Origin of the sequence: Faecalibacterium sp. An192 (assembly GCF_002160175.1) — a bacterium.
GTDB lineage: Bacteria > Bacillota > Clostridia > Oscillospirales > Ruminococcaceae > Faecalibacterium.
Genome location: NZ_NFKB01000044.1, coordinates 1 through 26,977, shown reverse-complemented (window position 1 = coordinate 26,977; position 26,977 = coordinate 1). Strand labels below are relative to the sequence as shown.

General features: G+C 60.5%; 24 protein-coding genes. 11 read left to right on the top strand and 13 right to left on the bottom strand.

What is annotated here, in order from left to right:
* From B5F27_RS12520 to B5F27_RS12500, 5 genes are all read right to left on the bottom strand, one after another.
* Positions 1-205 (bottom strand): SDR family NAD(P)-dependent oxidoreductase (locus tag B5F27_RS12520; RefSeq protein WP_144066527.1); only part of this gene is annotated, 205 nt, incomplete at its 3' end.
* Between the two features lie 294 nt (positions 206-499).
* Complete coding sequence (locus B5F27_RS12515; protein ID WP_087368240.1) at positions 500-2,086, bottom strand: mannitol dehydrogenase family protein; 1,587 nt, start codon at positions 2,084-2,086, stop codon at positions 500-502.
* Positions 2,087-2,125: 39 nt separating this feature from the next.
* A complete protein-coding gene (gene uxuA, locus B5F27_RS12510) occupies positions 2,126-3,220 on the bottom strand; it encodes a mannonate dehydratase (protein WP_087246670.1) in 1,095 nt (364 codons plus the stop codon).
* Between the two features lie 281 nt (positions 3,221-3,501).
* On the bottom strand, positions 3,502-4,176 hold the full coding sequence (locus B5F27_RS12505; protein WP_087246671.1) for a GntR family transcriptional regulator: 675 nt from the start codon (positions 4,174-4,176) through the stop codon (positions 3,502-3,504).
* A 190-nt stretch (positions 4,177-4,366) separates the two neighbouring features.
* Positions 4,367-5,014 (bottom strand): phosphatase PAP2 family protein, encoded by a 648-nt coding sequence (locus tag B5F27_RS12500; protein WP_206423005.1) that lies wholly within the window; start codon positions 5,012-5,014, stop codon positions 4,367-4,369.
* Between the two features lie 251 nt (positions 5,015-5,265).
* Here B5F27_RS12500 and B5F27_RS12495 point away from each other — a divergent pair, with 251 nt between their 5' ends.
* The 6 genes from B5F27_RS12495 (at position 5,266) to B5F27_RS12470 (ending at position 11,122) form a co-directional block, all read left to right on the top strand.
* Entirely contained in the window at positions 5,266-6,111 is an 846-nt protein-coding gene (locus B5F27_RS12495; RefSeq protein WP_087246672.1) for a Cof-type HAD-IIB family hydrolase, read from the top strand.
* Complete coding sequence (locus B5F27_RS12490) at positions 6,108-7,019, top strand: HAD family hydrolase (protein WP_087368238.1); 912 nt, start codon at positions 6,108-6,110, stop codon at positions 7,017-7,019. The genes B5F27_RS12495 and B5F27_RS12490 overlap by 4 nt, the downstream gene beginning before the upstream one ends.
* A gap of 185 nt (positions 7,020-7,204) precedes the next feature.
* Positions 7,205-8,167: a bifunctional 4-hydroxy-2-oxoglutarate aldolase/2-dehydro-3-deoxy-phosphogluconate aldolase gene (eda, locus tag B5F27_RS12485; protein WP_087246674.1), complete on the top strand. Its 963-nt coding sequence runs from the start codon at positions 7,205-7,207 to the stop codon at positions 8,165-8,167.
* Positions 8,168-8,269: 102 nt separating this feature from the next.
* On the top strand, positions 8,270-9,295 hold the full coding sequence (locus B5F27_RS12480; RefSeq protein WP_087246675.1) for a sugar kinase: 1,026 nt from the start codon (positions 8,270-8,272) through the stop codon (positions 9,293-9,295).
* A gap of 26 nt (positions 9,296-9,321) precedes the next feature.
* Complete coding sequence (kduI, locus tag B5F27_RS12475; protein WP_087246676.1) at positions 9,322-10,170, top strand: 5-dehydro-4-deoxy-D-glucuronate isomerase; 849 nt, start codon at positions 9,322-9,324, stop codon at positions 10,168-10,170.
* A gap of 151 nt (positions 10,171-10,321) precedes the next feature.
* Positions 10,322-11,122 carry a gluconate 5-dehydrogenase gene (locus tag B5F27_RS12470; RefSeq protein WP_087246677.1) on the top strand — a complete coding sequence of 267 codons (801 nt, stop codon included), beginning with the start codon at positions 10,322-10,324 and terminating at the stop codon, positions 11,120-11,122.
* 1,118 nt (positions 11,123-12,240) lie between these two features.
* Here B5F27_RS12470 and B5F27_RS12465 read toward each other — a convergent pair.
* From B5F27_RS12465 to B5F27_RS12455, 3 genes are all read right to left on the bottom strand, one after another.
* Positions 12,241-13,122, bottom strand: a complete 882-nt coding sequence (locus B5F27_RS12465; RefSeq protein ID WP_087368235.1) for an aldose epimerase — start codon at positions 13,120-13,122, stop codon at positions 12,241-12,243.
* 122 nt (positions 13,123-13,244) lie between these two features.
* Positions 13,245-14,735: an altronate dehydratase family protein gene (locus B5F27_RS12460; RefSeq protein ID WP_087246680.1), complete on the bottom strand. Its 1,491-nt coding sequence runs from the start codon at positions 14,733-14,735 to the stop codon at positions 13,245-13,247.
* Between the two features lie 127 nt (positions 14,736-14,862).
* Complete coding sequence (locus B5F27_RS12455) at positions 14,863-16,377, bottom strand: tagaturonate reductase (protein WP_087368233.1); 1,515 nt, start codon at positions 16,375-16,377, stop codon at positions 14,863-14,865.
* A gap of 303 nt (positions 16,378-16,680) precedes the next feature.
* Here B5F27_RS12455 and uxaC point away from each other — a divergent pair, with 303 nt between their 5' ends.
* Positions 16,681-18,114, top strand: a complete 1,434-nt coding sequence (uxaC, locus tag B5F27_RS12450; RefSeq protein WP_087368231.1) for a glucuronate isomerase — start codon at positions 16,681-16,683, stop codon at positions 18,112-18,114.
* A gap of 737 nt (positions 18,115-18,851) precedes the next feature.
* Here the strand turns inward: uxaC and B5F27_RS12445 are convergent.
* Positions 18,852-19,562, bottom strand: coding sequence for a Bax inhibitor-1/YccA family protein (locus tag B5F27_RS12445; RefSeq protein ID WP_087246683.1), 711 nt, complete (start codon positions 19,560-19,562; stop codon positions 18,852-18,854).
* A 111-nt stretch (positions 19,563-19,673) separates the two neighbouring features.
* Here B5F27_RS12445 and hemW point away from each other — a divergent pair, with 111 nt between their 5' ends.
* A complete protein-coding gene (gene hemW / locus B5F27_RS12440; RefSeq protein WP_087368229.1) occupies positions 19,674-20,747 on the top strand; it encodes a radical SAM family heme chaperone HemW in 1,074 nt (357 codons plus the stop codon).
* Here the strand turns inward: hemW and B5F27_RS12435 are convergent.
* The 3 genes from B5F27_RS12435 to B5F27_RS12425 form a co-directional block, all read right to left on the bottom strand.
* Complete coding sequence (locus B5F27_RS12435; protein WP_087368226.1) at positions 20,744-21,346, bottom strand: ATP-binding cassette domain-containing protein; 603 nt, start codon at positions 21,344-21,346, stop codon at positions 20,744-20,746. The two genes, hemW and B5F27_RS12435, sit on opposite strands and share 4 nt — an antisense overlap.
* Positions 21,343-22,110, bottom strand: a complete 768-nt coding sequence (locus B5F27_RS12430) for an ABC transporter permease subunit (protein WP_242956766.1) — start codon at positions 22,108-22,110, stop codon at positions 21,343-21,345. Before B5F27_RS12430 ends, B5F27_RS12435 begins: the two co-directional genes overlap by 4 nt.
* Before the next feature lie 110 nt (positions 22,111-22,220).
* Complete coding sequence (locus B5F27_RS12425; protein WP_087368220.1) at positions 22,221-23,282, bottom strand: MqnA/MqnD/SBP family protein; 1,062 nt, start codon at positions 23,280-23,282, stop codon at positions 22,221-22,223.
* A gap of 246 nt (positions 23,283-23,528) precedes the next feature.
* Here B5F27_RS12425 and B5F27_RS12420 point away from each other — a divergent pair, with 246 nt between their 5' ends.
* Genes B5F27_RS12420 through B5F27_RS12410 form a run of 3 tightly spaced genes read left to right on the top strand, consistent with a single transcriptional unit; the run spans position 23,529 to position 25,790 of the window.
* A complete protein-coding gene (locus tag B5F27_RS12420; RefSeq protein WP_087368242.1) occupies positions 23,529-24,209 on the top strand; it encodes a Crp/Fnr family transcriptional regulator in 681 nt (226 codons plus the stop codon).
* A gap of 22 nt (positions 24,210-24,231) precedes the next feature.
* On the top strand, positions 24,232-25,209 hold the full coding sequence (locus B5F27_RS12415; RefSeq protein ID WP_087368218.1) for a glycosyltransferase family 2 protein: 978 nt from the start codon (positions 24,232-24,234) through the stop codon (positions 25,207-25,209).
* A complete protein-coding gene (locus B5F27_RS12410) occupies positions 25,206-25,790 on the top strand; it encodes a flavin reductase family protein (RefSeq protein WP_087368217.1) in 585 nt (194 codons plus the stop codon). Before B5F27_RS12415 ends, B5F27_RS12410 begins: the two co-directional genes overlap by 4 nt.
* A gap of 499 nt (positions 25,791-26,289) precedes the next feature.
* Here the strand turns inward: B5F27_RS12410 and B5F27_RS12405 are convergent, their stop codons facing one another.
* On the bottom strand, positions 26,290-26,895 hold the full coding sequence (locus B5F27_RS12405; RefSeq protein ID WP_144066526.1) for a hypothetical protein: 606 nt from the start codon (positions 26,893-26,895) through the stop codon (positions 26,290-26,292).
* Between the last annotated feature and the right edge of the window lie 82 nt (positions 26,896-26,977).

The window sequence follows — 26,977 nt, the reverse complement described above, 5'->3', positions numbered from 1 at the left end:
AGACGTAGCCGTGAGCATTGATGCCGGCCTCCTTGTAGGAAGCCAGGCCCTTGTCCACCAGCTCCTGCTTGATGTCGTTGAACACGATGGTGGCGCCGCAGTTGGCCATAGCGGTAGCGATGGCGAAACCGATGCCGTAGGATGCGCCGGTGATCAGCGCCACTTTGCCGGTCAGGTCAAAGGATTTTGCAGTACAGACAGACATTTTTTATAACCTCCTGTCACGGTGCAGGAGCCGCCTGCACCGTCTGTGTAGGCGGTGCTGGGTGCGCCGCCCTTTTCTTTATGATACCGCCCACTTGGTGGGATGTCAAGGCGCGGAGGCCATGTTGTATCCCAAGTACATAAAATCCTATAAAAAAGACAAGAAGGTACAAAAAGCCCCGCACTGCGGCAAAGCAAACGCAGCGCGGGGCGGAAATAGCCAGCTTGCCCGGGGTCAGGGCCCGTCTATCTCAGACCGGGCCGCCGGGTGCGGTATTTTGAAAGCGGGTACGAATCAGCGGGCCGAAACGTACTTGTGCAGGGTCTTGCGGACAGCGCCGGGGCCAGCGTACAGCTCGGCCACCATGCCCTCGATCTTCTCGCCCAGGCCGGCCTCGTACAGGTCGACGCCAAAGACGTCCTTGCGGCTGTAGAGAGCCTTCAGGCAGCTGAAGTCCTGGGGACCTTCCTTGACCTCCAGGCCGGCCACGATGGCGCTCAGCTCAGCCAGCAGCGGATCGGGAGACGGCTCAAAGGCCTTGCCCTCGTCGTCGATGCCGCGGATGTAGCGGGCATAGCCGGCCAGAACCAGCGGAACCAGGACCAGGTTGTTCATATCGAGGCCGCGGGCCTGATAGGCCTTGATGGTCTCACCGAAGCGGATGGACAGCTTCTGGGAGGTATCGGTGGCGATGCGCTGGGGTGCGTCGGGCATGAAGGGGTTGGGCAGACGGCGGTTCAGAACTGCGTCGATGAAGTCGGTGGGCTTCAGGACACCCGGGTCCACAACCACCGGCATAGCCTCGATGTAGCCCATCTTGGTGATGAGGCCGCGGATATCCTCGTCGGCCATCTCGGCGCTGATGAGGGTGTAGCCCAGCAGGCAGCCATAGATGGACATGGCGGTGTGCAGCGGGTTCAGGCAGGTGCAGACCTTCATCTTCTCGACCTTGTCCACGGTCTCGCGGTCAGCGTACATGACGCCGCCCAGCTCCAGCGGGGGACGGCCGTTGGTGTACTTGTCCTCGATGACCAGGTACTCGGTCTCCTCTGCGTTGACAAAGGGAGCGGTGAAGGTGTGGCGCTCGGTGACGATGGTGTAGTTGTCCTCGAAGCCGTCGTCCTCCAGCATCTTCTGGACCTTGGCGTCGGGGCGCGGGGTGATCTTGTCGATCATGCTCCAGGGATAGGAGACCTTGCTCTCATCCTTGACGTACTCCACGAAGCCGGCGGGAACCAGGCCCATCTCGGCCCACTTCTCAGCGTAAGCCATGACGCCGGCCTTGACCTTGTCGCCGTTGTGCGAGCAGTTGTCCATGCTCTGAAGGGTGACAGGCAGGGCGCCGGCCTTGTAGCGCTCATACAGCAGAGCGGTGACCTTGCCCATGGCGAACTGTGCGTTCATGCCCTTCTCCAGGTCGGCGGGCGAGAAGCCGTAGCCCTTCTCGGTGATGGTGAAGGACACCATCTGCAGGCTGGGTGCGGTGAAGATCTCCACCAGGCGGGCCCAGTCCTCGGTGAACTGAGGATCGACCTTCAGGCTCTCGGTAACAGCGCCCACAACCTTCTTCTCGATGGTGCCGGTGGACTGCAGGCAGACCAGCAGGCTCAGGTTGTCGTAGGGGCGGTATGCCTTGTCGATGATCTCATAGTCAAAGCTCTCGGCCACGATGACGCCGCGGTCATACTTGCCGGAGTCCAGCACCTGCTGCAGGATGGCAGCCGGGAAGGCCCGGAAGATGTTGCCTGCGCCGAAGTGAGCCCAGGTGGGCTCGGCAGCGGTCTTGGCCTTGACGGCCTCGCGGTCAAACTTGGGCAGCTGATAGCCCTTCTCCGCCCAGGCGGAGCTTACGGGGCCGTGCTCAATATCGGTTAATTTCATGAATCCATGCTCCCTTTCATAGTTCAGGACCGGCAAAACTTACTTGTTCTCGGCGTCCAGCTTGTCCAGCATATCCCAGACGCCCCACATATACATGATGCCCAGGGCGCGGTCATACAGACCATAGCCGGGACGGACATTGCCGGGACCCTCGCCCCACAGGTGACGGCCGTGGTCGGGGCGGATGTAGCCCTCGTAGTGGCAGTCGTGGTAGGCCTTCAGGATCTCCAGGATATGGGTGTCGCCGTCACAGTCGCGGTGGCTGGCCTCCGAGAAGTCGCCGTTCTCGAAGTGCTTGACGTTGCGGATGTGGGCAAAGGCGATGCGGTCGCAGTGCTTGCGGATGACGTCGGCCACGTTGTTGTTGGGGTCGGCGTTCAGGCTGCCCGAGCACAGGGTCAGGCAGTTGTAGGGATCATCCACCATGGACAGGAACCGGTCGATGTTCTCGGCGCTGGTCAGCAGGCGGGGCAGACCGAAGATATCCCAGGGGGGATCGTCCATGTGAATGGCCATCTTGATGTCGCACTCGTGGCAGACCGGCATCAGGGCCTCCAGGAAGTACTTCAGGTTCTCCCACAGCTTCTCCTTGGTGACGGGGGCGTAGGCCTTGAACAGCTCGTCCAGCTTGGCCATCCGCTCCGGCTCCCAGCCGGGGAAGGTCATGTTGTACTTCTCGGTGAAGCTCATGATATAGTCGGCCATCGCCTTGTAATCGCTCTGGATCATGTCCTTCTGATAGTACAGGGCGGTGGAGCCGTCGCCCACCGGGTGGAACAGGTCGGTGCGGGTCCAGTCAAAGATGGGCATGAAGTTGTAGCAGATCACCTTCACGCCGAACTTGGACAGATTGCGGATGGTCTGGATATAGTTGGCGATATAGCCGTCACGGGTGGGCAGGCCGATCTTGATGTCGTCGTGAACGTTGACCGACTCCACCACGTCCATGTTGAAGCCATAGGGCTCGAGCTGCTTGTGCACCTCGGCGATTTCTTCCACTTCCCACACTTCACCGGGCATCTTGTTGTGGAGGGCCCACACGATGCTGGTCACACCGGGAATCTGCTTGATGTCGGACAGCTTGATCTTATCGTTGCCTTCGCCGTACCAACGGAAACCCATTTGCATTGGCATAGTCTTCTCTCCTTTTTGCTGGATTGATGCGCAGCAGCCCTGCGCAGGGCGCAGCGCGGCATCTTGTTGTTTCCATTCTAGTATATCAATCGTGTTTTGGCAAGTGGTAAACCCTCCATTCTTTTGGAGGGCTTTTTGTGAATTGTTCCCAAATACAAAAAACCGTGAGAAAAATTTTACGTTTCTCACGGTTTATTTTACTATTTTGTTGTAAAAACGTCATCCAAGAAAGGAAAAACTTTCTTTTTTGCGGCGGCGTCTGTTTTGGTTTTCAGGCCCTCTCAGCCCTCGATGAAATAGTCCGGATGGCTGCGGCGGGCCTCCTCCACCGAGGCCTTGTACCGCTGCAGATGATCCCGCAGGGCCTGTTCCAGGGCCTCGGGGGTGCCGTTTTCCAGGGCGTCCACGATCCGGCCGTGCTGGATGGGCACCGAGGCGTTCTCCCCCAGCATCAGGCTGAACAGGCGCAGCCGTTCAATGTGCTTGAAGGTGGAGAGCATGTGGTCGAAGTGCTCCTCCATCCCGCAGAACTCAAAGGACAGCCGGTGGAACTTGTTGTCAATCTCCAGCATGTGGCTGTTCTTCAGAGGGCTGTCGGGGGCCGCGGCGGCCTGTTCGTATTCCTGGATGCTGGCGCGGTAGGCCGCGATGTGTTCCGGTTTGCAGTGCTTGTACACGTGGAACAGCATCTCTTTTTCCAGGGTGAAGCGGGCGAACTGTTCCAGCCGCATCAGCTTGAGGTCGATGGGAGCCACATAGGTGCCGCTCTGGGGTTTGATGGTGACCATGTGCGCGATGTTCAGCATAATGAGGGCTTCCCGCACCGGTGTGCGGCTGATCCCCATTTCCTCAGCCAGTTGTCGATCGTTGAGCGGGTCGCCGGGCTTGAGCTCCATGGTGACGATCCTGCCCCACAGCGTCTGGTACGCTGCTTCTCGTGCGCTGGATGCTGCCATACGGCGCACCTCCTTTCCTGCCTTTCGTCCTTCGACGTTTTTGTTTTCATGATCTTGCGTTTCTTGTCTTCCCTCTTTAAAATCCCAGTACCATTGTAGACGGAAGCTGCATCCGCGTCAATGCACCATTTGTTCAAACTTTATCAAATTAATTTTACAAGAGGGTTACAAAAAACCCAAAACCTCCGCCTCAGGAAAGCGCTTTGTGCTGCGTGCGGTTTCCCCGCCGGTACAGGGGCCAGTACCACACGGCCGCCACCGCCAGACCGCAGACCACGTCGATGATGGAGTGCTGTTTGGTGAACATGGTGGACAGGCAGATCAGCGCCGCCCAGCCGAAGGCGATCACCTTGCGCCCGGGGTGATTCTGCGCCAGCTTGCTCTTGGAAAAGGCCAGCGCCATGCAGGCCGAGCTCTGGCAGTGGATGGAGGGGCAGACGTTGTTGGAGGCATCCGCCTTCCAGATCAGCTGCATGATGTCCATGGCGATGTTGTCCCGGCCCACCTGCTCCACGGTGGGCCGCAGGTCCACCCCATTGGGCAGGATCATGTAGAGGATCAGACAGAAGGTCATCCCCGAAAACATCATCAGGCAGAGTTTGTCGTAGGCCGGGGTATCGTACCACCACAGCAGGGCGGTGACCGCTGCCAGCAGTCCGAACCAGCTGCAATAGGGAAAGATAAACCACTCACAAAAGGGGATCATATCATCGATGGGGCTGTGGATGATGTAGGTGGGGTCGGTGATGGTCCAGTCCAGGGCGAAAAACCAGACCAGGTAAATCACCCAATACAGCTGGAACCAGAGATGAGGCCGCAGCCTTAAAACGTTCAGCATGATTTGTATATTCTCCTTACAACCGTTCACTTTTCTTGCTTTTTACGGACATTTTACGGCGGGCCCAAACTTGACCCGCCGGATGCCATACTTTGTTATTGTAACACATCCCCTGCCCTTGCGCAAATAGACAAAGTACAGTAAAATAAGAATGGAACGTGTCTTTTTACGTCGTTCCCACAGGAAACCGGCCGGGCGGGCCCTTCCGGCCCCCGGCCCCGATTGCATGCTTGACAGTTTGAGGTTCTGTAATGTATACTTCACCCATTCGCCTGATTACGGTCGATCTGGACGGCACCCTCCTGAACGATCAGAAAGAGATGACGCCCCGCACCCGGGCGGCCCTGGAAGCCGCTTCGGACCGGGGCGTGGAGATTGTGCCGGCCACCGGCCGCACCGTGGCGGGTCTGCCCGCCGACCTCCTGGCCATCAAGGGGGTGCACTATGCCATCACCGCCAACGGCGCCCGGACCATGGATCTGGCCACCGGCCAGCCCATCCAGGAGCTGTACATCCCCAGAGACAAGGCCCTGGCGGCCTACGACGTGCTGATGCAGTACGACTGCCTGGTGGATCTGTTCCAGGACGGCCAGGGCTACACCACCGAGGCCAACCGGGCCGCGGCGGTTCGCTTTGTCCCCGACAACCTGCGGGCCTACGTCCTGAACACCCGCAAGACCCTGCCCGACCTGCGGGCCTTCATCACCCAGCAGGAGCGGGGCCTGGAAAAGCTCACCATCTTCTTTGTGGATGATGCGGAGCGCCAGAAGGCCTGGGCCGCCGTGGAGGCTCTGGGGGTCAACGTGGTGTCCAGCCTGCCCCTGAACATGGAGATCAACGCCGCCGGGGTGGACAAGGGAACCGGCCTGATGGCCCTGGCGGAGCTGCTGAAACTGCCGGTTTCCTCCCTGATGGCCATGGGAGACGGCGGCAACGACATCGGCATGATCCGGGCTGCCGGCCTGGGCGTGGCCATGGGCAACGCCTTCCCCGACGTGAAGGCCGCCGCCAACCACATCACCGCCTCCAACAACGAAGACGGTGCGGCTCTGGCCATCGAAACCTTTGTACTGGAGGACAACACCAAAACTCTATGAACAAACCATCCATTCAAATGGCAGCGCTGGACCTGGACGGCACCCTGCTGAACCGCGCCAGCCAGGTCTCTCCCCGCACTTTGGAGGCCCTGCAGCAGGCCATGAACCGGGGCGTGGCGGTTCTGCCCGCCACCGGCCGGGGACTGTCCTCCCTGCCGCGGGTGGTGGCCTCCATCCCCGGGGTGCGGTACGCCATCACCTCCAACGGCGCCGCCGTCTGGGATCTGGGGGACCAGCCCCTGGCGGCCGTCCGCAGCCGGTACGGCGAGCCCGGCCCCGAGCCGGTGACCCAGCCGACCCGTCTGATCTACAATCCCCTGCCCGCGGACACCGCCCGGGCTGTCTATCAGCTGCTGGACCGGTTCGACGGGGATCTGACCCTCTTTGCCGACGGACGGAGCCTCAAGACCCCCGCCGGCATCGCCTGGTCCAAAGCCCGGATCGCCCGGCTCCTCTCCACCGAGGCCAAACAGGCCGACGACGGACGGTTCACCGTCCTGCCCGACCTTCACCCCTATTTTGAAGCCCACGCCGGAGATATCGAGAAGTTCTGCATGTTCTTCTCCTCCCGCGAGGAAGCCGAGGCCGCCCTGCCCCTTCTGGCCGCCATTCCCGGCGTAGAAGCCACCCAGGGCTCCCCCGACAACATCGAGGCCACCGCCGCCGGCGTCAACAAGGGCTCGGCCCTGCTGGCGCTGGCCGCCCATCTGGGGATCCCCCGGGAGGGCGTGCTGGCCATCGGCGACAGCGAAAACGACCGCCGGATGCTGGAAGCCGCCGGCGTCGCCGCCGTCATGGCCAACGGGATGCCCTCCATCCAAGCCCTGGCAGACATCGTCTCGGAACAGGACTGCAACCACGACGGCGTGGCCGAACTGCTGGATCGGCTGGGCCTGACCGGCGCCTGAGAGCCTGTTTCTGGTCGGTTTTATGCAATGTATACAAGTTACCCCTGCAAACATTGTGCTTTGTGAGTATTACCAAACGGCCCCGCTTGGTTTATACTAGTATTATACAACAGTGTGCCTGGACAAGCTTTGTCTGTGGCCATGGTCATACTGCGCAAAGCCTGAAAGTAAAGGAGAATGCGTTTATGAATCCTATTGCTGAGAAAATTTACGAAATCGGCATTGTGCCCGTTATCGCCTTCAACAGCGTGGACGAAGCCCTGCCTCTGTGCAAGGCCCTGGCCGACGGCGGCCTGCCCGCAGCTGAAGTTACCTTCCGCACCGCCTGCGCTGAGGAGTGCATCAAGCTGATCCACAAGGAGATGCCCGAGATGCTGCTGGGCGCCGGCACCGTCCTGACCATCGATCAGGCTGACCGTGCCATCGACGCCGGCGCTTCCTTCGTGGTTGCCCCCGGCTTTGATCCCGCTGTCACCAAGCACGTCATCGAGCGCGGCTGCGTGGCTATGCCCGGCACCTCCACCGCCGGCGAGATGCAGCAGGCTATGAACCTGGGCTGCGAGGCCATCAAGTTCTTCCCCGCTGAGGCCAACGGCGGCGTCGCCATGCTGAAGAACATCGGCGCAGCCCTCAAGAGCGCCAAGTGGATGTGCACCGGCGGCGTCAACGCCAAGAACGTCAACGATTATCTGAACTACGATCAGATCATCGCCGTGGGCGGCACCTGGATGTGCAAGAACGACGTGATCAAGGCCAAGGATTGGGACAAGATCACCGCCATGTGCAAGGAGGCCGTTGACACCATGCTGGGCCTGCGTCTGGTCCACATCGGCATCAACACCGAGAACGAGGACGAGGCCAAGGCTACCGCCAACGCTCTGGCTTCCCTGCTGAACATGAAGGTCACCCCGGGCAACTCCAGCATCTTCGTGGGCAACAAGGAGTTCGAGATCATGAAGAAGCCCGGCCGCGGCAAGAACGGCCACATCGCCATCGGCTGCAACAACGTCGACCGCGCCATCTATCACCTGAGCCGCCGCGGCGTCAAGTTTGACCTGGAGTCCAAGGGCGTCAAGGACGGCAAGACCATGTCCTGCTACATGGCAGACGAGATCGGCGGCTTCGCCATCCACCTGGTCAAGGCCTGATCCATTTTTTCCATGCCATACCCCGCCGCGGGACATCCGCCCTGCGGCGGGTTGTTTGAAGTCTACCCACACTGAATCATAACATTGAAGGAGAATATCACAATGAAAGTTGTTACCTTTGGCGAACTGATGGTCCGTCTGCAGCCGTTCAACTACGAGCGCTTTGTCCAGGCCAGCAACCTGGAGTTCACGTTCGGCGGCGGTGAGGCAAACGTTGCCGTCTCGCTGGCCAACTACGGCGTGGACGCCGCTTTCGTCACCAAGCTGCCCGCACACGCCATCGGCCAGTGCGCCGTCAACAGCCTGCGCCGTTACGGCGTTGACACCAGCATGATCGTCCGCGGCGGCGACCGTGTGGGCATCTACTACAACGAGAAGGGCGCTTCCCAGCGCGGCTCGGTCTGCATCTACGACCGCGCCAACAGCGCAATCCAGCTGGCTCAGCCCTCCGACTTCGACTGGGAGAAGATCTTCCAGGGCGTGGATTGGTTCCACTTCACTGGCATCACCCCGGCTCTGGGCGAGAACGTCGTCGAGATCTGCCGTCAGGCCTGCAAGGCTGCCAAGGCTGCCGGCGTCAAGATCAGCTGCGACCTGAACTACCGCGGCAAGCTGTGGACCCGTGAGCAGGCCCGCGCTGCCATGACCGACCTGTGCCAGTACGTGGACGTCTGCATCTCCAACGAGGAGGACGCAAAGGACGTCTTCGGCATTGAGGCTGAGGCTACCGACATCTACGGCGGCACCCTGAACCACGAGGGCTACAAGAGCGTTGCCAAGCAGCTGGCTGACAAGTTCCACTTCGAGAAGGTCGCCATCACCCTGCGTGAGAGCCACAGCGCTTCCGACAACGGCTGGAGCGCTATGCTGTACGACGCTGCTTCCAACGAGTACTGCTTCTCCAAGAAGTACGAGCTGCGCATCATCGACCGCGTCGGCGGCGGCGACTCCTTCGGCGGCGGCCTGATCTACGCCCTGCTGAACGGCAAGAGCACCCAGGACGCTGTTGAGTTCGCCGTGGCTGCTTCCGCTCTGAAGCACTCCATCGAGGGCGACTACAACATGGTCACCGTCTCCGAGGTGGAGAAGCTGGCTGGCGGCGACGGCTCGGGCCGTATCCAGCGCTAAAAAGCGGCTGCACGGGAGGCTGTCACATGGATATCCGTTATTCCTGCAACCAGAAAGATTTCAAGCGCTACACCACCGAGGAAATGCGGGACGAAATGCTCATCACCGGCCTGTACAAGGCCGATGAAGTGGTGGCCGTCTACAGCCATGTGGACCGCATGGTCACCCTGGGCTGCATGCCGGTTCATGAAGTGGTGTCCATCGACAAGGGCATCGACATCTGGGCCAACTTCGGCACCCACTATTTCCTGGAGCGGCGCGAGATCGGCATGTTCAACATCGGCAAGGGTTCCACCGGCATCGTCGTCGCCGACGGCGTCCGGTACGAGCTGGGCTACAAGGACTGCCTGTATATCACCCAGGGCACCAAGGAGGTCACCTTTGCTTCGGCTGATCCCTCCTGCCCCGCCAAGTTCTATATGGTGTCGGCCCCGGCCCACTGCGCCTATGAGACCCGCCTGATCAAGATGGCCGATGCCAACCATCGGCCTCTGGGCAGCGTGGAGACCTGCAACAAGCGGACCATCAACCAGTTCATTCACCCCGACGTCCTCAAGACCTGCCAGCTCAGCATGGGCATGACCGAGCTTGAGCCGGGGTCCAACTGGAACACCATGCCCAGCCACACCCACGAGCGCCGGATGGAGATCTACACCTATTTCGAGCTGCCTGAGGGACAGGTGGTCTTCCACATGTGCGGTGAGCCCACCCAGACCCGCCACATCGTCATGCACAATGAGGATGCGGTCATCAGCCCGTCGTGGAGCATCCACAGCGGCGTGGGCACCTCCAACTACACCTTCATCTGGGCGATGGGCGGCGAGAACATGGAGTTTGACGACATGGACAACATCGCCACCACCGACCTGCGCTAAACTGCCAGCTCCGGGCAGACCGGGCTTGTAACGTTATGCCACAAGGCCCCGTATCCGGTGCACGCCGGGTACGGGGTCTTTCTTGTTAAATTTTTGCCTAGTATACATCAAAGGATACAACACACCTCTGGAAAGAAAGGAGCTTTTCCCCATGGAACTTTCTGCATTTGACCTGAGCGGCAAAGTGGCGCTGATCACGGGCGGCGCCCATGGCATCGGCTTTTCGATCGCCGAAGGGATGGCCCGCTGCGGGGCCACGGTCTGCTTCAACTGCTCGTCCCAGTCCAGCTATGAAAAGGGCATGGCGGCCTACAAAGAGGCCGGCATCGACGCCCACGGCTATGTTGCGGACGTCACCGACTGGGAGGCCGTCCAGGCCATGGTAGCCCAGATCAAGCAGGATGTGGGCCCGGTGGACATTCTGGTGAACAACGCCGGCATCATCCAGCGCAAGCCCATGCTGGAGACCAGCACCGAGGATTTCCAGAAGGTGCTGAACGTCCATGTGGTGGGCGCCTTCAACTGTTCCAAGGCAGTGCTGCCGGACATGATCGAAAAGCGTGCCGGCAAGATCATCAACATCTGCTCCATGATGAGTGAGCTGGGCCGTGAGACGGTGTCGGGTTATGCGGCAGCCAAGGGCGGTCTGAAGATGCTGACCAAGAACATTGCCTCGGAGTTTGGCGAGTACAACATCCAGTGCAACGGCATGGGACCCGGCTACATTGCCACTCCCCAGACCGCGCCCCTGCGCGAGCGTCAGCCGGACGGCAGCCGTCATCCCTTTGACCAGTTCATCCTGTCCAAGACCCCGGCTGGACGCTGGGGCGAAGCCGAGGACATGGTAGGTCCCTGTGTATTCCTGGCCTCCCACGCCTCCGACTTCGTCAATGGCCAGATCCTCTACGCCGACGGCGGCATCCTCGCCTACCTCGGCCGTCAGCCCGGCTAACTTACTTTTCTGGAAGAAAAGTAAGCAAAAGACTTTTACTGTGTACCATACAGTTTCCGGGTCTCCGGCGGTTCCACGGGGCCTTTACGCTTTGGCTCGCTCCCGGCGCTTGGGCCTGCGGCCCGGTACGATGCAAAGTCCCGCTATAACCTGGTTTATCTTTTGCTGGATACATTCACCCTGACCGCTCTTTAGGACGTTTGTGGGGGCTGCAAACTATGCCGCGCTCACGTTAGGTCCGGGCTGCGCCCGGGTACGATGCAAAGTCCTGCTATAACCTGGTTTATCTTTTGCTGGATACATTCACCCTGGCCGCTCTTTAGAGCGGTTGTGAGGGGTGCAAACTATGCCGCGCTCACGTCAGGTTCGGGCTGCGCCCGGGTACGATGCAAAGTCCTGGCATAGCCCGATTTTGACGGCCTCGTGCGTCCACGGCTAAAAGCGCCATAAACACCAAATCCCTGCTCCTGTTTGGGGCAGGGATTTTTATTTGCGGGTTATTTCCAGGGCTTTGGTGTATGGGTGTATGTTGGCAATGGGTGTATGTTGGCACAGTCCGGCCAAAGGATTTTTTCTCTCTCCTGTTGGCAGAGCGCCGGGCTTCAGCCTTTGCACCATGCTGCATTCCGGTATCATCCGATTTTACTTTATCCGACTGTTCCCCTGTATAAAACAACAACCCTCGCCTTACATGAGGCGGGGGTTGTCGCATTTTGTGGATTTGTTGGACGCATCACTGGGAAACCCGATGATGCGCCGTCAGACACCATTCAAAACAGTATGAAAGCGTGTTTGCTTTGTACCGGGCCACCGTTCGGGAACGTTCAAATCGCAGCCCATCAAGCCAGATTTTGAACCCGCCTGCAATCGAAGCGGGCCGCAGGCCGGGAACCTTCTAAAGCGGCTGGAACCTTGCCGCCGGCTGGGCCTTGGGAGGACTACAGCAGTTTGCGGTACCAGGTAAAGCTTTTTGCAAGCTTTTTCTCGAAAAAGCGCCGCAGGCCGGGAACCTTCTAAAGCGGTTGGAACCTTGCCGCCGGCTGGGCCTTGGGAAGATTACAGCAGTTTGCGGTACCAGGTAAAGCTTTTTGCAAGCTTTTTCTCGAAAAAGCGGGAAGTTAGACCTTTTCGATGGTGATGGTCCAGGTGCTGGTCATGGCCTCGTCGGGCTCCAGCACTTCGTGCTTGCCCTCCTCGTTGACGCTGTTGGCCCAGCCGTTCCAGGGCTCCATGCAGACAAAGTTCTCGGCATCCTGCTGCCACAGCACACCGTTGGTAAAGCTCTCGTCGGCATCCACCGTCACCTTGTGTCCGTTGCCCTTGTCGGTGAAGGACATGGGGAACTCCACGCCGGTCAGCAGCCGGATGCTGTTGTCGGCGCCGGGCTTCCGGGTCAGGGTGATCTTCTCGGGTGCGGCGGGCTGCTCGCCCTTGGCATCCTCAGAACAGGTGGCGCAGCGGATGTCAAAGTCCACGTTCTCCAGAGCGCTGGCCACAAAATAGGGATGATAGCCAAAGCTGAAAGGCATGGGCTGCTCGCCGTCGTTGATGACGGTCAGGTCGATGGAAGCGGTGTTGCCGTCCAGATTGTAGGTCACCATCAGGGTGAAGTCAAAGGGATACAGGAACTTGGTCAGCGGGCTGGACTGCAGCATCAGGGTGACGCCGTCGGGGCCTACGCTGTCCACCTGCCAGGGGCACAGGTCGGCCAGGCCGTGGGTCTCCATGGGATAGGCCTTGCCGTCAAAAATGTGGACGCCGTTGTCCGGGTTGGAGCAGCTGGGGAACAGGATGGGCACCGCAAAACGGGGCCGGTTGCACTCGCTGAAATTGGGCCGGCGAATCCAGATGTATTCGTCCCCCTCCAGGGAGAACCCGGTGATCATGCCGCCCCGCTCCGGGGTGATGACCAGCTCGGTCTTGGCAGCCGAATCGGTGATGACGTACTGCTCGTAGCAGGCGTCCCCTTCGGTGATGTAGCGGGTGGTAATCTGATTCATAGCATATACCTCCTGTCAAGTGCTGCGGGCGGTCTGCCCGCCGGTCTGTGTTGCCTTTATTGTACCAGATTTTGCGCCAAAGGGCCATGCCGATTTTTTCAGCATGGCCCTTTTCTGTGCTTTTACAGGACGACGCCGTCCTTGAAGATGGAGATATCCCGGAATCCGTTGATTTCGGCCTTGGTCTGCTTGCCGCTGGCGGTATCAATCACCAGCTGCAGCAGGTCCTGAGCGGTCTCGTCGATGGTCTTTTTGCCGTCGGCGATGACGCCGGCGTTGAAATCGATCCAGCCCGGCTTTTTCTCCGCCAACGGGGTGTTGGTGGACAGCTTCAGGGTGGGAGCCGGCGCCGAGAAGGGGGTGCCGCGGCCGGTGGAGAACAGAATCATATGCGCGCCGGCGGCGGTCATGGCGGTGGCCGACACCAGGTCATTGCCGGGGCCGTACAGCATGTTCAGGCCCTTGGTGACCACGGGGTCGCCGTAGCCGATGACGTCCATAATGGGGGCGGTGCCGCCCTTCTGGACACAGCCGCAGCTCTTGTCCTCCAGGGTGGTGATGCCGCCCTGCTTGTTGCCCGGAGAGGGGTTGTCGTAGACCACCTCGTTGTGGCTGATGAAGTAATTCTTGAAGCCGTTGAGCATCTGCTCGGCCTTGACAAAGACGTCGCGGTTGATGCAGCGGTTCATCAGGAAGCCCTCAGCGCCGAACATCTCGGGCACCTCGGTCAGGACGGTGGAACCGCCCCGCTGGCCCAGCATATCTGAGAACCGGCCGATGGTGGGGTTGGCGGTGATGCCGGACAGGCCGTCCGAGCCGCCGCACTTCATGCCCACCACCAGCTCCGACACCGGGATGGGCTGGCGCTCAAACTGGCGGGCATAGTCGGCCAGCTCTTCCAGCAGCTTGCGGGCAGCGGCGAACTCGTCCTCCACGTCCTGGCAGACCAGGAACTTGACGCGGTCGGGGTCGTACTCGCCCAGCTCGGCCTTAAACTGGTCGGGCTGGATGTTCTCACAGCCCAGGTGCAGCACCAGCACGCCGGCGGCGTTGGGATGGCGCACCAGAGCGGCCAGCAGCTTGCGGGTCTGGGCGTGGTCGTGACCGGTCTGGCTGCAGCCGAAGGGATGCGGGAAGGTGTACAGGCCCTCGATGCTGCCGGTGACCAGATCCTGGTTGTCCTGCACCATCTTCTTGGCGTTTTCGTTGACGCAGCCTACCACCGGGATGATCCAGATTTCATTGCGGATGGCGGCGCGGCCGTCCTTGCGGCGGAAACCCATAAAGGTCTCGGGCTCCACATGGGGCAGCGGGGCCAGGTCGCAGGCGGGGTTGTAGCTGTACTCCACCTCGCCCGACAGGTTGGTCTTGACGTTATGGGTGTGCATCCAGCGGCCGGGCTGGGCGTCCTCGGTGGCGTGGCCGATGGGGAAACCGTACTTGATGACGTCCTCCCCTGCCCGGATGGGCTTCACTGCCATCTTGTGGCCCTGGGGAATGTCCTCCAGAGCGGTCACCGACAGGCCGTCGGCTTCCACCGTCTGGCCCTTGGCGATGGGATGCAGCGCCACCACCACGTTGTCGATGGGGCTGATATGAATAACCTGCGCCATAGTTGCAGTTCTCCTTGTCTTATCAAAAAAGCCGGCGGGGCATTCCCCCGCCGGCGGATGGGTCGGGTGTGCCGGCGCGCCTCACAGGAGAGGCGTCGGGTCTGTCACAGACACCCTGAATCGGGTCTTACAGGCAGCTCTTGTAAGCGGCCTCGGCGCCCTGGCTGCGGATCAGTTCCAGATCGGCCAGGACAGCGGCCTCCACGCCGGGGATGGCGGTCAGGTCCTGATCCCACATCTGGGTGTTGGTCAGAACAGCATGGACCAGATCGGCGGCGGAGTCGTCCTTGTGTGCGTAGTAGAAGTCCAGAGCCCAGGCGTCATCCTGGATCTTGTAGGTGTTGCCGGCGGGGCGCTTGCAGATCAGGCCGTCGGCGGTGCGCTCCTGGATGTCGCTGGAGTAGAAGGCAATGTAAGCGGCCAGGCTCATGGTCAGGCACTTGGGCAGCTCGTTCTTCTCCTTGATGTACTCCAGGAAGGAAGGCATGTTGCGGGCCTTCCACTTGGAGGTGGAGTTCAGAGAGATGCTCATCAGCTCGTGGTTGATGAAGGGGTTGTTGAAGCGGTCCTGCACGGCGGCGGCAAAGGCCATCAGGTCGTCCTTGTCCAGAGGCAGAGTGGGGATGACTTCCTCATACAGCATCTTGTTCATGAACTCGCGGATGGTGTCGTTGTGCATGCAGTCGCGGACGATGTCGTAGCCGGCCAGGTATGCGCCCAGAACAAAGCCGGTGTGGGCGCCGTTCAGGATGCGGACCTTGCGCTTCTTGTAGGGGGTGACGTCAGGCACCACCATGACGTTGACGCCGGCCTTCTTGAACGGGAGCTTGTCCTCCAGCCAGGCCGGACCCTCGATGACCCAGACGCCGAACACTTCGCCCACGTCCAGAACCTGATCGTGGTAGCCGTTGGCCTCCTCGATGGCAGCCATCTCCTGAGGATCGCGGATGCGGCCCGGGACGATGCGGTCCACCAGGGTGGAGCAGAAGGTGTTGGCGGTGTTCATCCAGTCGATGAAGGCCTGATCCAGGCCCCAGTCGGCGGCGTAGTTGTTGCAGCACTTCTGCAGCTCCTTGCCGTTGTTGTCGATCAGCTCGCAGGAGAGGATGATCAGGCCCTTGTCGGCGGCGCCGTTAAAGGCCTTGTAGCGCTCGTACAGCACGCGGGTCAGCTTGGCGGGGAAGCTGTTGGGAGGCACCTGGTCAAACTCGCTGTCGCCCTTGGTGTAGGCGATGCCGGCCTCGGTGGTGTTGGATGCAATGATCTCCAGATCGGGGCTGGCGGCCAGAGCCAGGACCTCGGCCCACTTGCCCTCGCTGTAGGGGCACACGCAGTTGGCCACGCAGGAAATCACCCGCTTGTCGTCCACCTTCTGGCCCTTCTCGCTGCCGCGCAGGTACAGGGTGTACAGGCCCTCCTGCTCGTTGATCCAGTCGGCCATCTGGGGGAAGTTGCCGATGGGCTGCACCAGGCTCACCTTGCCGTTCCAGCCGGCCTTCTCATTGGCCACGTCAAAGAAATAATCCACAAAAGCCCGCAGGAAATTGCCCTCGCCGAACTGCATCACCTTGATGGGGGCATCCTTCAGGATGTACCCATTGTAGCCAGTCTGGGCCAGAACCTTATAATTCAAAGTTTCCATCTCATGCTCTCCTTTACACGTTCACTCTTCCAGCGCCGGCAGGACCGCTCCCGCCGGATTTCTTCTTCTATTTTAAGATCTTGTATACAAAGAAGTCAAGTGTTTCTTTTGGGTTTTCCGGCCAAAACAGGCCCCATCCACAAATTCCAGCGGTTTACACAAGGAATTCTATCAAAATTCAGCAGTTTTTCAGTTGTATACAATGCCCTGTTTAAGGTATACTATAACTAAGTGAAACTCTGCCCTGGCGCAGACGATCCATTGAACACGCTGGAACCTAGCGAAAAAAGGAGTAATAAAACCATGAAAGCATTTATGGATAAAGACTTCATGCTTCAGTCTCCCACCGCACAGCACCTGTACCACACCTATGCGGCGGATATGCCCATCTGCGACTATCACTGCCACATTTCCCCCCGGGAAATTTATGAGAACCGCAAGTTTGAGAACATCACCCAGGTTTGGCTGGGCGGCCGGCAGCCCGACGGCAGCCTGGCCGGCGACCACTACAAGTGGCGCGTGATGCGTTCCAACGGCGTGCCCGAGGAGTACATTACCGGTTCCAAGTCGGACCGTGAGCGCTTCCAGAAGTTCGCCGAGGCCCTGCCCATGGCCATCGGCAACCCCATGTATCACTGGACCAACCTGGAGCTGCGGAAATACTTCGGCTATGAGGGCGTCCTGAACGGCGACACCGCTGAGGAAGTCTGGAACCTGTGCAACGAGAAGCTGCAGAACGATCCCAAGCTGACCGTCCGCGGCCTGATCGAGCAGTCCAACGTGGCCTTCATCGGCACCACCGACGATCCCATCGACAGCCTGGAGTGGCACGAGAAGATCAAGAACGATCCCACCATCAAGTTCACCGTGGCTCCCTCCTTCCGTCCCGACAAGGCCGTCAACATCAACAAGCCCGGCTTTGTGGAATACATGGGCAAGCTGGCTGCCAGCGTCGGCAAGGAGAAGCTGGCCTGCATCCACTGCGTCATGGACGCTCTGACTGAGCGGCTGGAGTTCTTCGTCAAGATGGGCTGCCGCGCAGCGGACCACGGCCTGGACTACGTGCCCTACCGTGAGGCTTCCATCGAGGAAGCGGACGCCATCTACAAGAAGGCCATGGCCGGCGAAGCCGTCACCGTGGAGGAGGCCGAGAAGTACCAGACCGCCCTGCTGATCCACATGGGCAAGCTCTACCACAAGCACAACGTGGTGATGCAGCTGCACTACTCCTGCCTGCGCGGCGTTAACCGCAAGATGAACGCCCTGCTGGGACCCGACACCGGCTTTGACATGATCAACCAGAACACCTGCGGCGGCAACATTGCTGCTCTGCTGAGCGCTCTGACCGACACCGCCGAGTGCCCCAAGACCATCATCTACAGCCTGAACCCGGTGGACAACGAGCAGATCGGCACCATCCTGGGCTGCTTCCAGGACGACGAGATCCCCGGCAAGATTCAGGCCGGTTCCGCCTGGTGGTTCTGCGACCAGAAGGTGGGCATGGAGAACCAGATGAAGTCCCTGGCCAACCTGGGCCTGCTGGGCAACTTCGTCGGCATGCTGACCGACAGCCGCAGCTTCCTGAGCTACACCCGTCACGACTACTTCCGCCGCATCATGTGCAACCTGATCGGCCAGTGGGTTGAGGACGGCGAGTATCCCAACGACGAGAAGTCTCTGGAGAAGATCGTCCGCGGCATCTGCTTCGACAACGCCAAGCGCTACTTCTGCCTGTAACCTACTTTTCTGGAAGAAAAGTAGGCAAAGGCAACGGCGGCGACCGCGTCCAGTGGACGAAACAGGGAGCCGCCGTTGGCGCCGCGCTCCGTTTTTTGCAAGCGCCCGCCGTGGCGCGCCGCAAAAAACGGCTAAGCGCAAGAGGACTCACTGTGTACCATACAGTTTGCGGGTCTCCGATAGTTCCGCGGAACCGTTACGTTCCGGCTCGCTCGTTGCGTTTGCGCCTGCGGCGCGGTACGATGCAAACCTCAACATAGCCTGAGGTTGACCGTCTAGGATCGTTTCAAAGGGCCGGCAACCTCGACACACAGAAAAGTTCCATAAAAATCAGAATCTCCGCTCCTTTCCGGGGCGGGGATTTTTTGCTGCCTGTTTTTGAATTTGAAAATCATTCAGTCACTTGTAATGCGTGTTCTTTTCGCCGTCCCGGCCATCTTTTCCGCCCCTTTTTGGCAAAAGAAAAACTCCCTCATCCGTTCAGCCCGGGCAGGCTTTGCGGATGAGGGAGTATTTTTGTTATGAGAGATACCGCTGTACTGTGTTTCCTTCAGTTGGCATCCAAGCGTCTGCGCAGTGGAGCCCGTCAACCGGTTTCGTCTGCATCGTACTGCGCCGCAGGCGCAAACGTAATGAGCGAGCCGGAGCGTGCAGGCCCAGCGGAACTGCCGGAGACCCGCAAACTGTATGGTACACAGTGAAAAGCTTTTTGCTTACTTTTTCTCCGAAAAAGTAAGTTAGTCGCGGCTGCGGTTGCCCATGCCCAGCAGACGCAGGACGAACAGGAAAATGTTGATGAAGTCCAGATACAGGGTCAGAGCGCCGTAGACGCTGGCCTTCTCAGCCAGTTCGCTGTCGGCTGCATAGTAGGCATACATCTGATGCAGCTTCTGGGTATCGTAGGCGGTCAGCAGCATAAAGACCACCAGGCCGATGCCGCTGTACAGCAGAGATGCGCCAATGCCGAATCCGAACAGGGTGCCCACCAGACCGGTAACCATCATGGCCATCAGACCCATCATCAGCTTGGGCCCCCAGCTGGTTAGATCCTTGTTGGTGGTGTGGCCATAGAACGCCATGAGCCCAAAATAAATGGCGGTACTCAGGAAGGCCATCACCAGGGTGTTCACCGAGAACAGCAGGAAATAATAGCTCAAGACCATGCCGTTGAGGGCCGAATAAGCCAGGAACACGCCCCGGGCGGCGCCCACCGACATCCGCTGCAGCCGTGCGCTCAGGGTAAACACCAGAGCCAGCTCGGCAATGGTCAGCACCAGATACAGCGAGTTCACCAGATAAAACAGAGGCGTCGTGACCGTCAGAAACGCCACGGCAAAGGTTACCACCAGGCCGCAGGCCATCCAGCGGTAGGTCCGGGCCATATAATCGGCAGCGGACATCGTAGCTTCGGTGTAGCCGCGGTCGTAATCGTTGTTGTAATAATTCATATAAGACACTCCTTTTTCCACGGGCGGGGGTGTCATGGGCTCTTGCCCCGCTCTGATGGTTACAGTATACTATAGAGAAATGAACGTTTCATGAAAAGGCTGTGACTGATTTTGTCTTTCGGATTGTACTACCATATTCCCTATTGTTTTTCCCGCTGCCGGTACTGTGATTTCTACGCCGCCGGGGGCCAGCGGGGCGTCCCTGACGCCTACATTGACGCCCTGCTGCGGGAATTGCACCGGCATCCGCTGCCCGGTGCGCCGGATACCGTCTACTTTGGAGGCGGCACCCCCAGCCTCCTCACCCCGGCTCAGGCCCGGCGCCTGATTCAGGCGGCAGCGCCCCGGCCGGGGGCCGAAATCACCCTGGAAGCCAACCCCGAAACCGTGGATGAAGAACAGCTCAGGGGCTTCCGGGAGGCCGGCGTCAACCGGCTGTCGCTGGGGGTTCAGTCGGCCAGCGACGCCCAGCTGCGGACCCTGGGCCGGCCCCACAATGCCGCCCAGGCCCGGGCTGCCTTTGCCGCCGCCCGGCAGGCCGGTTTTGCCAACATCAGCGGCGATATCATGCTGGCCCTGCCCCATTACACCCGGGCTGAGTTCGACCAGACGCTGGCCCTGATCCAGGAAGGCGGCGCACAGCACATCTCCGCCTACCTGCTCAAGATCGAGCCGGGGTCGGCCTTTGGCCGCCGTCCCCCCGAGGGTCTGCCCGACCCCGACCAGGCCGCCGACTTTTACCTCTACGCGGTGGAACAGCTGGCCCGGGCCGGCTACCAGCAGTATGAGATTTCCAGCTTTGCCCGGCCCGGCTTTGAGGGACAGCACAACCGCATCTACTGGGACTGCGGGGACTATCTGGGTCTGGGCCCTGCCGCCCACAGCTGCATGGGAAACCAGCGGTTTTATTATCCCCCCGACACCGCCGCTTTCATCGCCGGGTCCGACCCGGTGCCCGACGGGGTCTGCGGGGCTGAGGACTACCTGATCCTCCAGCTGCGGCTGGCCGACGGGCTGGATCTGGCCGAATACCGCCGCCGGGGCGGGGCGGAATTCACCGCCCACCAGCAGGCCTTTCTGGAGCACTGCGCCCGGGCCGGTTACCTGACCCTGACCCCGGACCACATCGCCCTCACCCCTCTGGGGATGATCGTACAGAACAGCATTTTGGAGGAACTGATTTAAGGCAGGGGACGGCCGGTCCCCCCTTTCAGTTCATCCAGCCGGAGCACCGGCCAGCCCAGGGCCTCAATGGCGGCCCGGTCATGGGTGGCCAGCAGCACAGGCCCTCCGGCACAGCGGCGGTTCAGCAGAGCCGCCGCTTTTTCCATGGACACGGGGTCCAGACCGGTGAAGGGCTCGTCCAGCAGGCGGGTGTCGGCTTTGGCCCACACCGCCCGCAGCAGGGCGGCCCGCCGCTTCTGTCCGCCCGACAGCCGGGCCGCCGGCAGGGTCAGGGCCTCGCCGGTCATGCCCAGCAGGGCAAAGTCTTCCTCCACCGCGGAGCGGCAGGCTTTGCCGTCGGGCAGGACCAGCAGCACATTGTCCACCGCCGACATCTGGGGGCAGAGCCGGTCCTCCTGAAAGACCGCCGCCGCCCGGCCCACCCCGGCGACCGTACCGCTGTCGGGTTTATCCAGGCCCAGCAGAATCCGCAGCAGGGTGGTCTTGCCCCAGCCGCTGGGAGCCCACAGCACCGCCGGGGCCGCCGCCGAGAAGGTTAAATCCTCAAACAGCAGGTGTTCCCCAAAGCGCTTGGTCAGATGTTCCACTTGCAGCGTCATGGCTCTCCCTCCCCGCAGACGCGCCGCACCGCCAGCCCCAGCAGAGCCAGGAAGGCCCTCTCAAACAGGGCGGACAGGCAGATGATGACAAAGGTCCAGGCAAACAGGTCCCCGGTGGAGAGGGTGATTTTGGCCCGGTAGAGGGCGTCGCCGATGCTGCCGTCAGGCAGGCCGATGACCTCGGCGGCCACGCCGCTCTTCCAGCACAAACCCAGGGCGGTGCGGCACCCCTCCCGGAAGGCCGGCAGCACCGCCGGCAGCCAGATGGCCCGCAGACGCCGTCCCGCCGGCAGGCGGAACACCCTGGCCATTTCCAGCAGCTGGACGTCGGTGCTCTGGATGCCGGTGCGGACGGCGCTGTACAGCACCGGCACCGCCATCAGGAAGCTGATGAGGATGCTCAAATCCTTCCCACGGACCCACACCAGGGCCAGAATCACAAAGCTGGCCACTGGTGTGGCCTTCACCAGCTGCATCACCGGGTCCAGCAGCAGCTCCACCGTCCGGGACAGCCGCGCCCCCACCGCCAGAGCCACGCTGCACAGCGCGCCCAGGCCAAACCCCAGCAGAATCCGCCCGCTGGAAAAGGCCACCCGGGCCCAGAAATCCCCGGTGGGCAGCAGCTGCAGCAGGGTCCCGGCCGCCCGGATGGGGGACACCAGAAACACCTCCTGACCCACGGCCACGGCGGCCCATTGCCACAGGGCCAGCCAGAACGCCACCGCCGCCAGACGGGCGGGCCAGGACTTTTTCTTGGATTTCACAGCACACCTCCTTTTGCTTTGTTCCAGAAAAGTATAAACCAAAAAGGGACGCCCCGCAAGGGGCACCCCTTTTCCGTTTTCGGGTGATTTTTGAGCGGGCCGGGGCCTTCTCATTCGCCCAGCCAGTAGAAGCCGTCGTCCGGCATGGAGCCGCCCACAGCGGCGGGGTCGGCATCATACAGCACCTGCAGATAACCTGCCACGTCGGCCTTCATATCCTCGCCGGTGGTGCAGACGATGTTGCAGTTGGGCAGAGCCGCCTTGGCGATAGCTGCCTTGGCCACCACACCCTGCTCCTCGCAGAGGGCGGCGGTGCCGTCCAGGTCATTGTTGGCGGCGTCCACGCTGGCGGTGTAGTCCTCCAGGAAGGCGGCCACCACGTCGGGGTGCTCCTGGGCGTACTCGGTGCGGACCACCGTCACGCCGGTGATCAGCTGGGTGTCGCAGATCTTGTCCCACTCCTCGGTCAGATCCAGAGCCACCCGCAGGGTGTCATCCTGCATGGAGGCAGAGGTCACATAGGGCTGGGGCAGCACTGCAATGGCGTCCTCTGCCACCGCCATCTGGGCGGTGACCTCGGTGGCCTCGCTGTAGAACTCAATGGTCACATCCTGGTCGGAATCAATGCCGTTCTGCTCCAGAATGTAGCGCAGGACGTACTCGGGGGTGGTGCCCTTGCCGGTGGACAGGATGGTGCGGCCTTTCAGGTCGGCCACCGACTGGACGGTGTCACCCTTCTCCACCACATACAGGACGCCCAGGGTGTTGACGGCCATCACCTGGATGCCGCCCTGGGTTTTCTGGTAGAGGGTGGCGGCCAGGTTGGCCGGAATCGCGGCCATGTCCAGCTCGCCCTTGGTCAGCAGGGGGACAATCTCGTCGGCAGCGCCGTAGAGCTGCAGGTCATAGCTGAGGGATGCGGTGCCCTCCTCCTGCATGGGCAGCAGGTTGACCAGGCCCATGGTGGTGGGGCCCTTCAGGCCGGCAATCCGAACGGGGTCGGTGGTGGACAGGGGCTCGGCGGCCTCTTCCGAGGATGCGGCCTCACTGGAGGCCGCCTGGCTGGAGGCTGCTTCGCTGGAAGCCGCCGTGCTGCCGGAGGCCGAGCTCCCGCAGGCTGCCAGGGACAAAAGCATGGCTGCCGAGAGCAGCAGAGAAATCCATTTCTTCATTGTTTCGTTCCTTCTCACTTTCCAATTTTTACAATTTCCAAAAATTGCACAAAACCATTTGCTTTGCAGGCATCATTCTACTATAATGAAAAGGAAAATACCGTTGCATATGCAACAGAACGCCTGCCGGTCCGGGCGGCGGGGCCCGGCTGCCCCGCACCCTTTCCGGTCCGCAGGCCCCTGGAACACACCATCATTGCCGGCGCTCCGGCCCGCCCGGGCCGGCCGCGCCATTGGAACCAATTCATGCAAAACGACGTTACACTCTTACAATCCACCGCCCTGTTCAGCGGTCTGAACGAGGAGGACCTGACCGGCCTTCTGGCCCGGATCGGCGCCGCCCGCCGCAGCTACAACCGGGGCGCGGTGCTGGTTCAGGCAGGAGCTCCCAGCCACAGCGTGGGGGTCATCCTGTCGGGCCGGATCGAGGCGGTCCGCCGGGCTCCCAACGGCAGCCCCCTGCCCATCACCCGAATGGGGCCCGGAGGCATCTTCGGGGACGTGCTGGGGGGCTCCAGCCTGTACAGCCCGGTGACCGTCACCGCCGTCACCCCCTGCGAAGTCCTGCTGATCCCCTACGAGCGGCTTCTCTGCCCCGACGGCACCGCCGCCGGGCAGCAGGTGCTTCAAAATCTGGTGCGCACCATCAGTGACAAATATTTTCTGCTGGCGCGGCGGGTGGATCTGCTGCTTCTGCGCAGTCTGCGGGCCAAGGTGTCCGCCTATCTGCTCAGCGAGGCCGACCGGGCCGGGCAGCTGACCTTCCGCATTCCCTTTACCCGGGCCCAGCTGGCCGATTATCTCAACTGTGACCGCAGCGCCCTCAGCCGGGAGCTGGGCCGGATGCAGCGGGAGGGTCTGCTGGACACCTACCGCAGCAGCTTTAAACTGCGGGACCCCGACGCCCTGCGCAGGCTGTCCCAATAAAACGCCAAAGGAGCTTCTCATCATGAGCGGAAAACCGATTCTCTGGATCATCATCCCCTGCTACAACGAAGAAGAAGTGCTGCCCATCACGGCGCCCCAGTTTTTGCAGAAGGTGCTGGACCTGGCCGGGGCAGGCCTCATCAGCGACCGCAGCCGGGTCTGTTTTGTGAACGACGGGTCCCGGGACCGCACCTGGGAGCTGATCTGCCAGTTTGCCCGGCAGGACGAGCATTTCATCGGCATCAGCCAGAGCCGCAATCGTGGCCATCAGAATGCGGTCCTGGCGGGCCTGATGGAAGCCCGGGACAAGTGCGACATCACCATTTCCATCGACTGCGACGGTCAGGACGACATCAACGCCATGGACGAGATGGTGCAGAAGTACCTGGACGGGGCCGAGGTGGTGTACGGCGTGCGGAGCCGCCGGGACACCGACACCTTTTTCAAGCGTTTCACCGCCGAGGGGTTCTATCACCTGATGAACCTGCTGGGGGCGGACATTGTCTTTAACCACGCCGACTATCGCCTCATCAGCGCCCGGGTGCTGGAGAGCTTTGCCGACTACCACGAGGTGAATATTTTCCTGCGGGGCATGGTGCCTCTGGTGGGCTTTCCCAGCACCACCGTGGCCTATGAGCGCCACGAGCGTCTGGCGGGCGAAAGCCACTATCCCCTGTCCAAAATGCTGAGTCTTGCCTTTGACGGCATCACCAGCCTGTCCAACAAGCCCATCCGGCTGATCACCGGGGCGGGAATGCTGTTCAGCATTGTCAGCTTCATCGGGGTGATCTGGGCCGTGGTGATGGGGCTGATGGGCAGCACCGTGGCCGGCTGGGCCAGCACCGTCTGCATTGTCTGTCTGATGGGCGGCATCCAGCTGATCTGTCTGGGCGTCATCGGGGAATATATCGGCAAGATTTATATGGAAACCAAAGCCCGGCCCCGCTACATCATCAGCGAGCGGACCTGGGAGCCCTACGAAAGGAAGTATCACGGATGAGCAAACAGAACTGGAGAGGTTCCACCCTTTTGAGCCCGGTGCCGCCGGTCCTTGTCTCCTGCGGCAGTCTGGAAAAACCCAACCTCATCACCATCGGCTGGGCCGGCACCATCTGCACCAAGCCTTCCATGGTGTCCATCAGCATCCGGCCCGAGCGTTACAGTTACAATCTGATCAAAGAGAGCGGGAAGTTTACCATCAATCTTCCCACCGAGGCCCTAGTCAGGGCAGTGGACTGGTGCGGAGTCAAGAGCGGCCGGGACGTGGACAAGTTCCAGGCCATGGGGCTTCATGCCGCGCCGGGCTCCGCCCTGCCTGACTGTCCCATTCTGGAGGAGAGCCCGGTCAATCTGGAGTGCCGGGTCACCCAGGTCATTCCCCTGGGCAGCCACGACATGTTCCTGGCCGAAGTGGTCGGCTGTTGTGTGGACGAGGATCTTCTGGACAGCGAGGGCAAGCTCCATCTGGACAAAGCCCGGCTCATTGCCTACAGCCACGGCGAATACCATGCCCTGGGCCGCCGTCTGGGAACCTTCGGCTACTCGGTCCGCAAAAAATCCACCTCCAAAAAACGCCGCTAACCTCCCGCTTCTCCCGCTTTTTCGAGAAAAAGCTTGGCAAAAAGCTTCACCTGGTACCGCCGACTGCTGCAATCTTCACAAGGCCCAGCCGGCGGCAAAGTTCCAGCCTCTTTATGAGGCTCCCGGCCTGCGGCCGAATACGATGCAAGGTCCGGCACAACTTAATTTTCCAACGCGCTGAAAAGCTCCTATAAGATCACCAATCCCCGTTCCCGCAAAGGGAAACGGGGATTTTTCTTTGATCATCTAGCCTCTACAACAAACAATGCGAGGGCCAGCTCGTGAGAGCCGGCCCTCGCAGAGGGACCCTATCTTTCGTGACGCAAAAGTTCTTTTGTTTTGGTGCGATCAACAACAGAAGGAATATTGGTTAGACATTCCCCTTTGTCGCCACATCGGATGGGTTATTTACCCGAACCTCAGGCGGTCTCTTGCCCAAGATCCCTTACATCACGCCCAGTCATGGTGCTACTGGGGTGTTATAAGTAGAATGAGGAAATTACTTAGACACCTTGGTGGGGGTGCGGGTGACGGTGAAAGCGTAGATGTAGTTGCTCTGACCGTTAACATTCTCTACCTTAACAACAGCAACCTTGCCAGTGTGCTCGAAGGTGTAGTAATCCTTGCCGTCATTATAATCTTCGTAGTACCAGTTGCCAGTTGCCAGGAGCTTATCCATTGCGGCAGCGATCTCAGCAGCGGCAGCCTCTTCAGAATAGCCAGCCTTGCTATCGCCCAGAGTGTCAATTGCCACGTAAGTCTCGGAATCTTCAAGATCACTGAAGCTCAGAGTCATGTTAGCGTCCTGCAGACCAGCCAGCTTCTTAAAAGTATCAGCAGTAGCATTGATAGAGCTGCTATTGGTTGCCCAGTCGCCCAGAGACTTGGCATAGGCTTCCAGCGCATCCTCCATCTTGGCATCAGCAGTAAATGTCACGCGATCGGTAGTATCCTCATCCAGCTTGGAAATGACGCTAGCAACAACACCAGTGGGAACAACAACGTTCTCACCATCGTTGCCACCGTTGCCATTGGAGCAGCCAGCCAGCATGCTGATGGCCATAACGCCAGCGAGCATCAGAGAAGCAATCTTCTTGAGTTTCATAATGAATTTTTCCTCCTTAATGGTGTAAAAGATAGAGACCCAAAACAGGTTCAAAGGAAGGTCCTTTCCTTTGTGTGCCTAT

Bases quoted from the DNA above. Each gene is read 5' to 3' on its own strand.
- B5F27_RS12515 (WP_087368240.1), bottom strand. From the start codon at position 2,086: ATGAAATTAACCGATATTGAGCACGGCCCCGTAAGCTCCGCCTGGGCG.
- uxuA (WP_087246670.1), bottom strand. From the start codon at position 3,220: ATGCCAATGCAAATGGGTTTCCGTTGGTACGGCGAAGGCAACGATAAG.
- B5F27_RS12505 (WP_087246671.1), bottom strand. From the start codon at position 4,176: ATGGCAGCATCCAGCGCACGAGAAGCAGCGTACCAGACGCTGTGGGGC.
- B5F27_RS12500 (WP_206423005.1), bottom strand. From the start codon at position 5,014: ATGCTGAACGTTTTAAGGCTGCGGCCTCATCTCTGGTTCCAGCTGTAT.
- B5F27_RS12495 (WP_087246672.1), top strand. From the start codon at position 5,266: ATGTATACTTCACCCATTCGCCTGATTACGGTCGATCTGGACGGCACC.
- B5F27_RS12490 (WP_087368238.1), top strand. From the start codon at position 6,108: ATGAACAAACCATCCATTCAAATGGCAGCGCTGGACCTGGACGGCACC.
- eda (WP_087246674.1), top strand. From the start codon at position 7,205: ATGAATCCTATTGCTGAGAAAATTTACGAAATCGGCATTGTGCCCGTT.
- B5F27_RS12480 (WP_087246675.1), top strand. From the start codon at position 8,270: ATGAAAGTTGTTACCTTTGGCGAACTGATGGTCCGTCTGCAGCCGTTC.
- kduI (WP_087246676.1), top strand. From the start codon at position 9,322: ATGGATATCCGTTATTCCTGCAACCAGAAAGATTTCAAGCGCTACACC.
- B5F27_RS12470 (WP_087246677.1), top strand. From the start codon at position 10,322: ATGGAACTTTCTGCATTTGACCTGAGCGGCAAAGTGGCGCTGATCACG.
- B5F27_RS12465 (WP_087368235.1), bottom strand. From the start codon at position 13,122: ATGAATCAGATTACCACCCGCTACATCACCGAAGGGGACGCCTGCTAC.
- B5F27_RS12460 (WP_087246680.1), bottom strand. From the start codon at position 14,735: ATGGCGCAGGTTATTCATATCAGCCCCATCGACAACGTGGTGGTGGCG.
- B5F27_RS12455 (WP_087368233.1), bottom strand. From the start codon at position 16,377: ATGGAAACTTTGAATTATAAGGTTCTGGCCCAGACTGGCTACAATGGG.
- uxaC (WP_087368231.1), top strand. From the start codon at position 16,681: ATGAAAGCATTTATGGATAAAGACTTCATGCTTCAGTCTCCCACCGCA.
- B5F27_RS12445 (WP_087246683.1), bottom strand. From the start codon at position 19,562: ATGAATTATTACAACAACGATTACGACCGCGGCTACACCGAAGCTACG.
- B5F27_RS12435 (WP_087368226.1), bottom strand. From the start codon at position 21,346: ATGACGCTGCAAGTGGAACATCTGACCAAGCGCTTTGGGGAACACCTG.
- B5F27_RS12425 (WP_087368220.1), bottom strand. From the start codon at position 23,282: ATGAAGAAATGGATTTCTCTGCTGCTCTCGGCAGCCATGCTTTTGTCC.
- B5F27_RS12420 (WP_087368242.1), top strand. From the start codon at position 23,529: ATGCAAAACGACGTTACACTCTTACAATCCACCGCCCTGTTCAGCGGT.
- B5F27_RS12415 (WP_087368218.1), top strand. From the start codon at position 24,232: ATGAGCGGAAAACCGATTCTCTGGATCATCATCCCCTGCTACAACGAA.
- B5F27_RS12410 (WP_087368217.1), top strand. From the start codon at position 25,206: ATGAGCAAACAGAACTGGAGAGGTTCCACCCTTTTGAGCCCGGTGCCG.
- B5F27_RS12405 (WP_144066526.1), bottom strand. From the start codon at position 26,895: ATGAAACTCAAGAAGATTGCTTCTCTGATGCTCGCTGGCGTTATGGCC.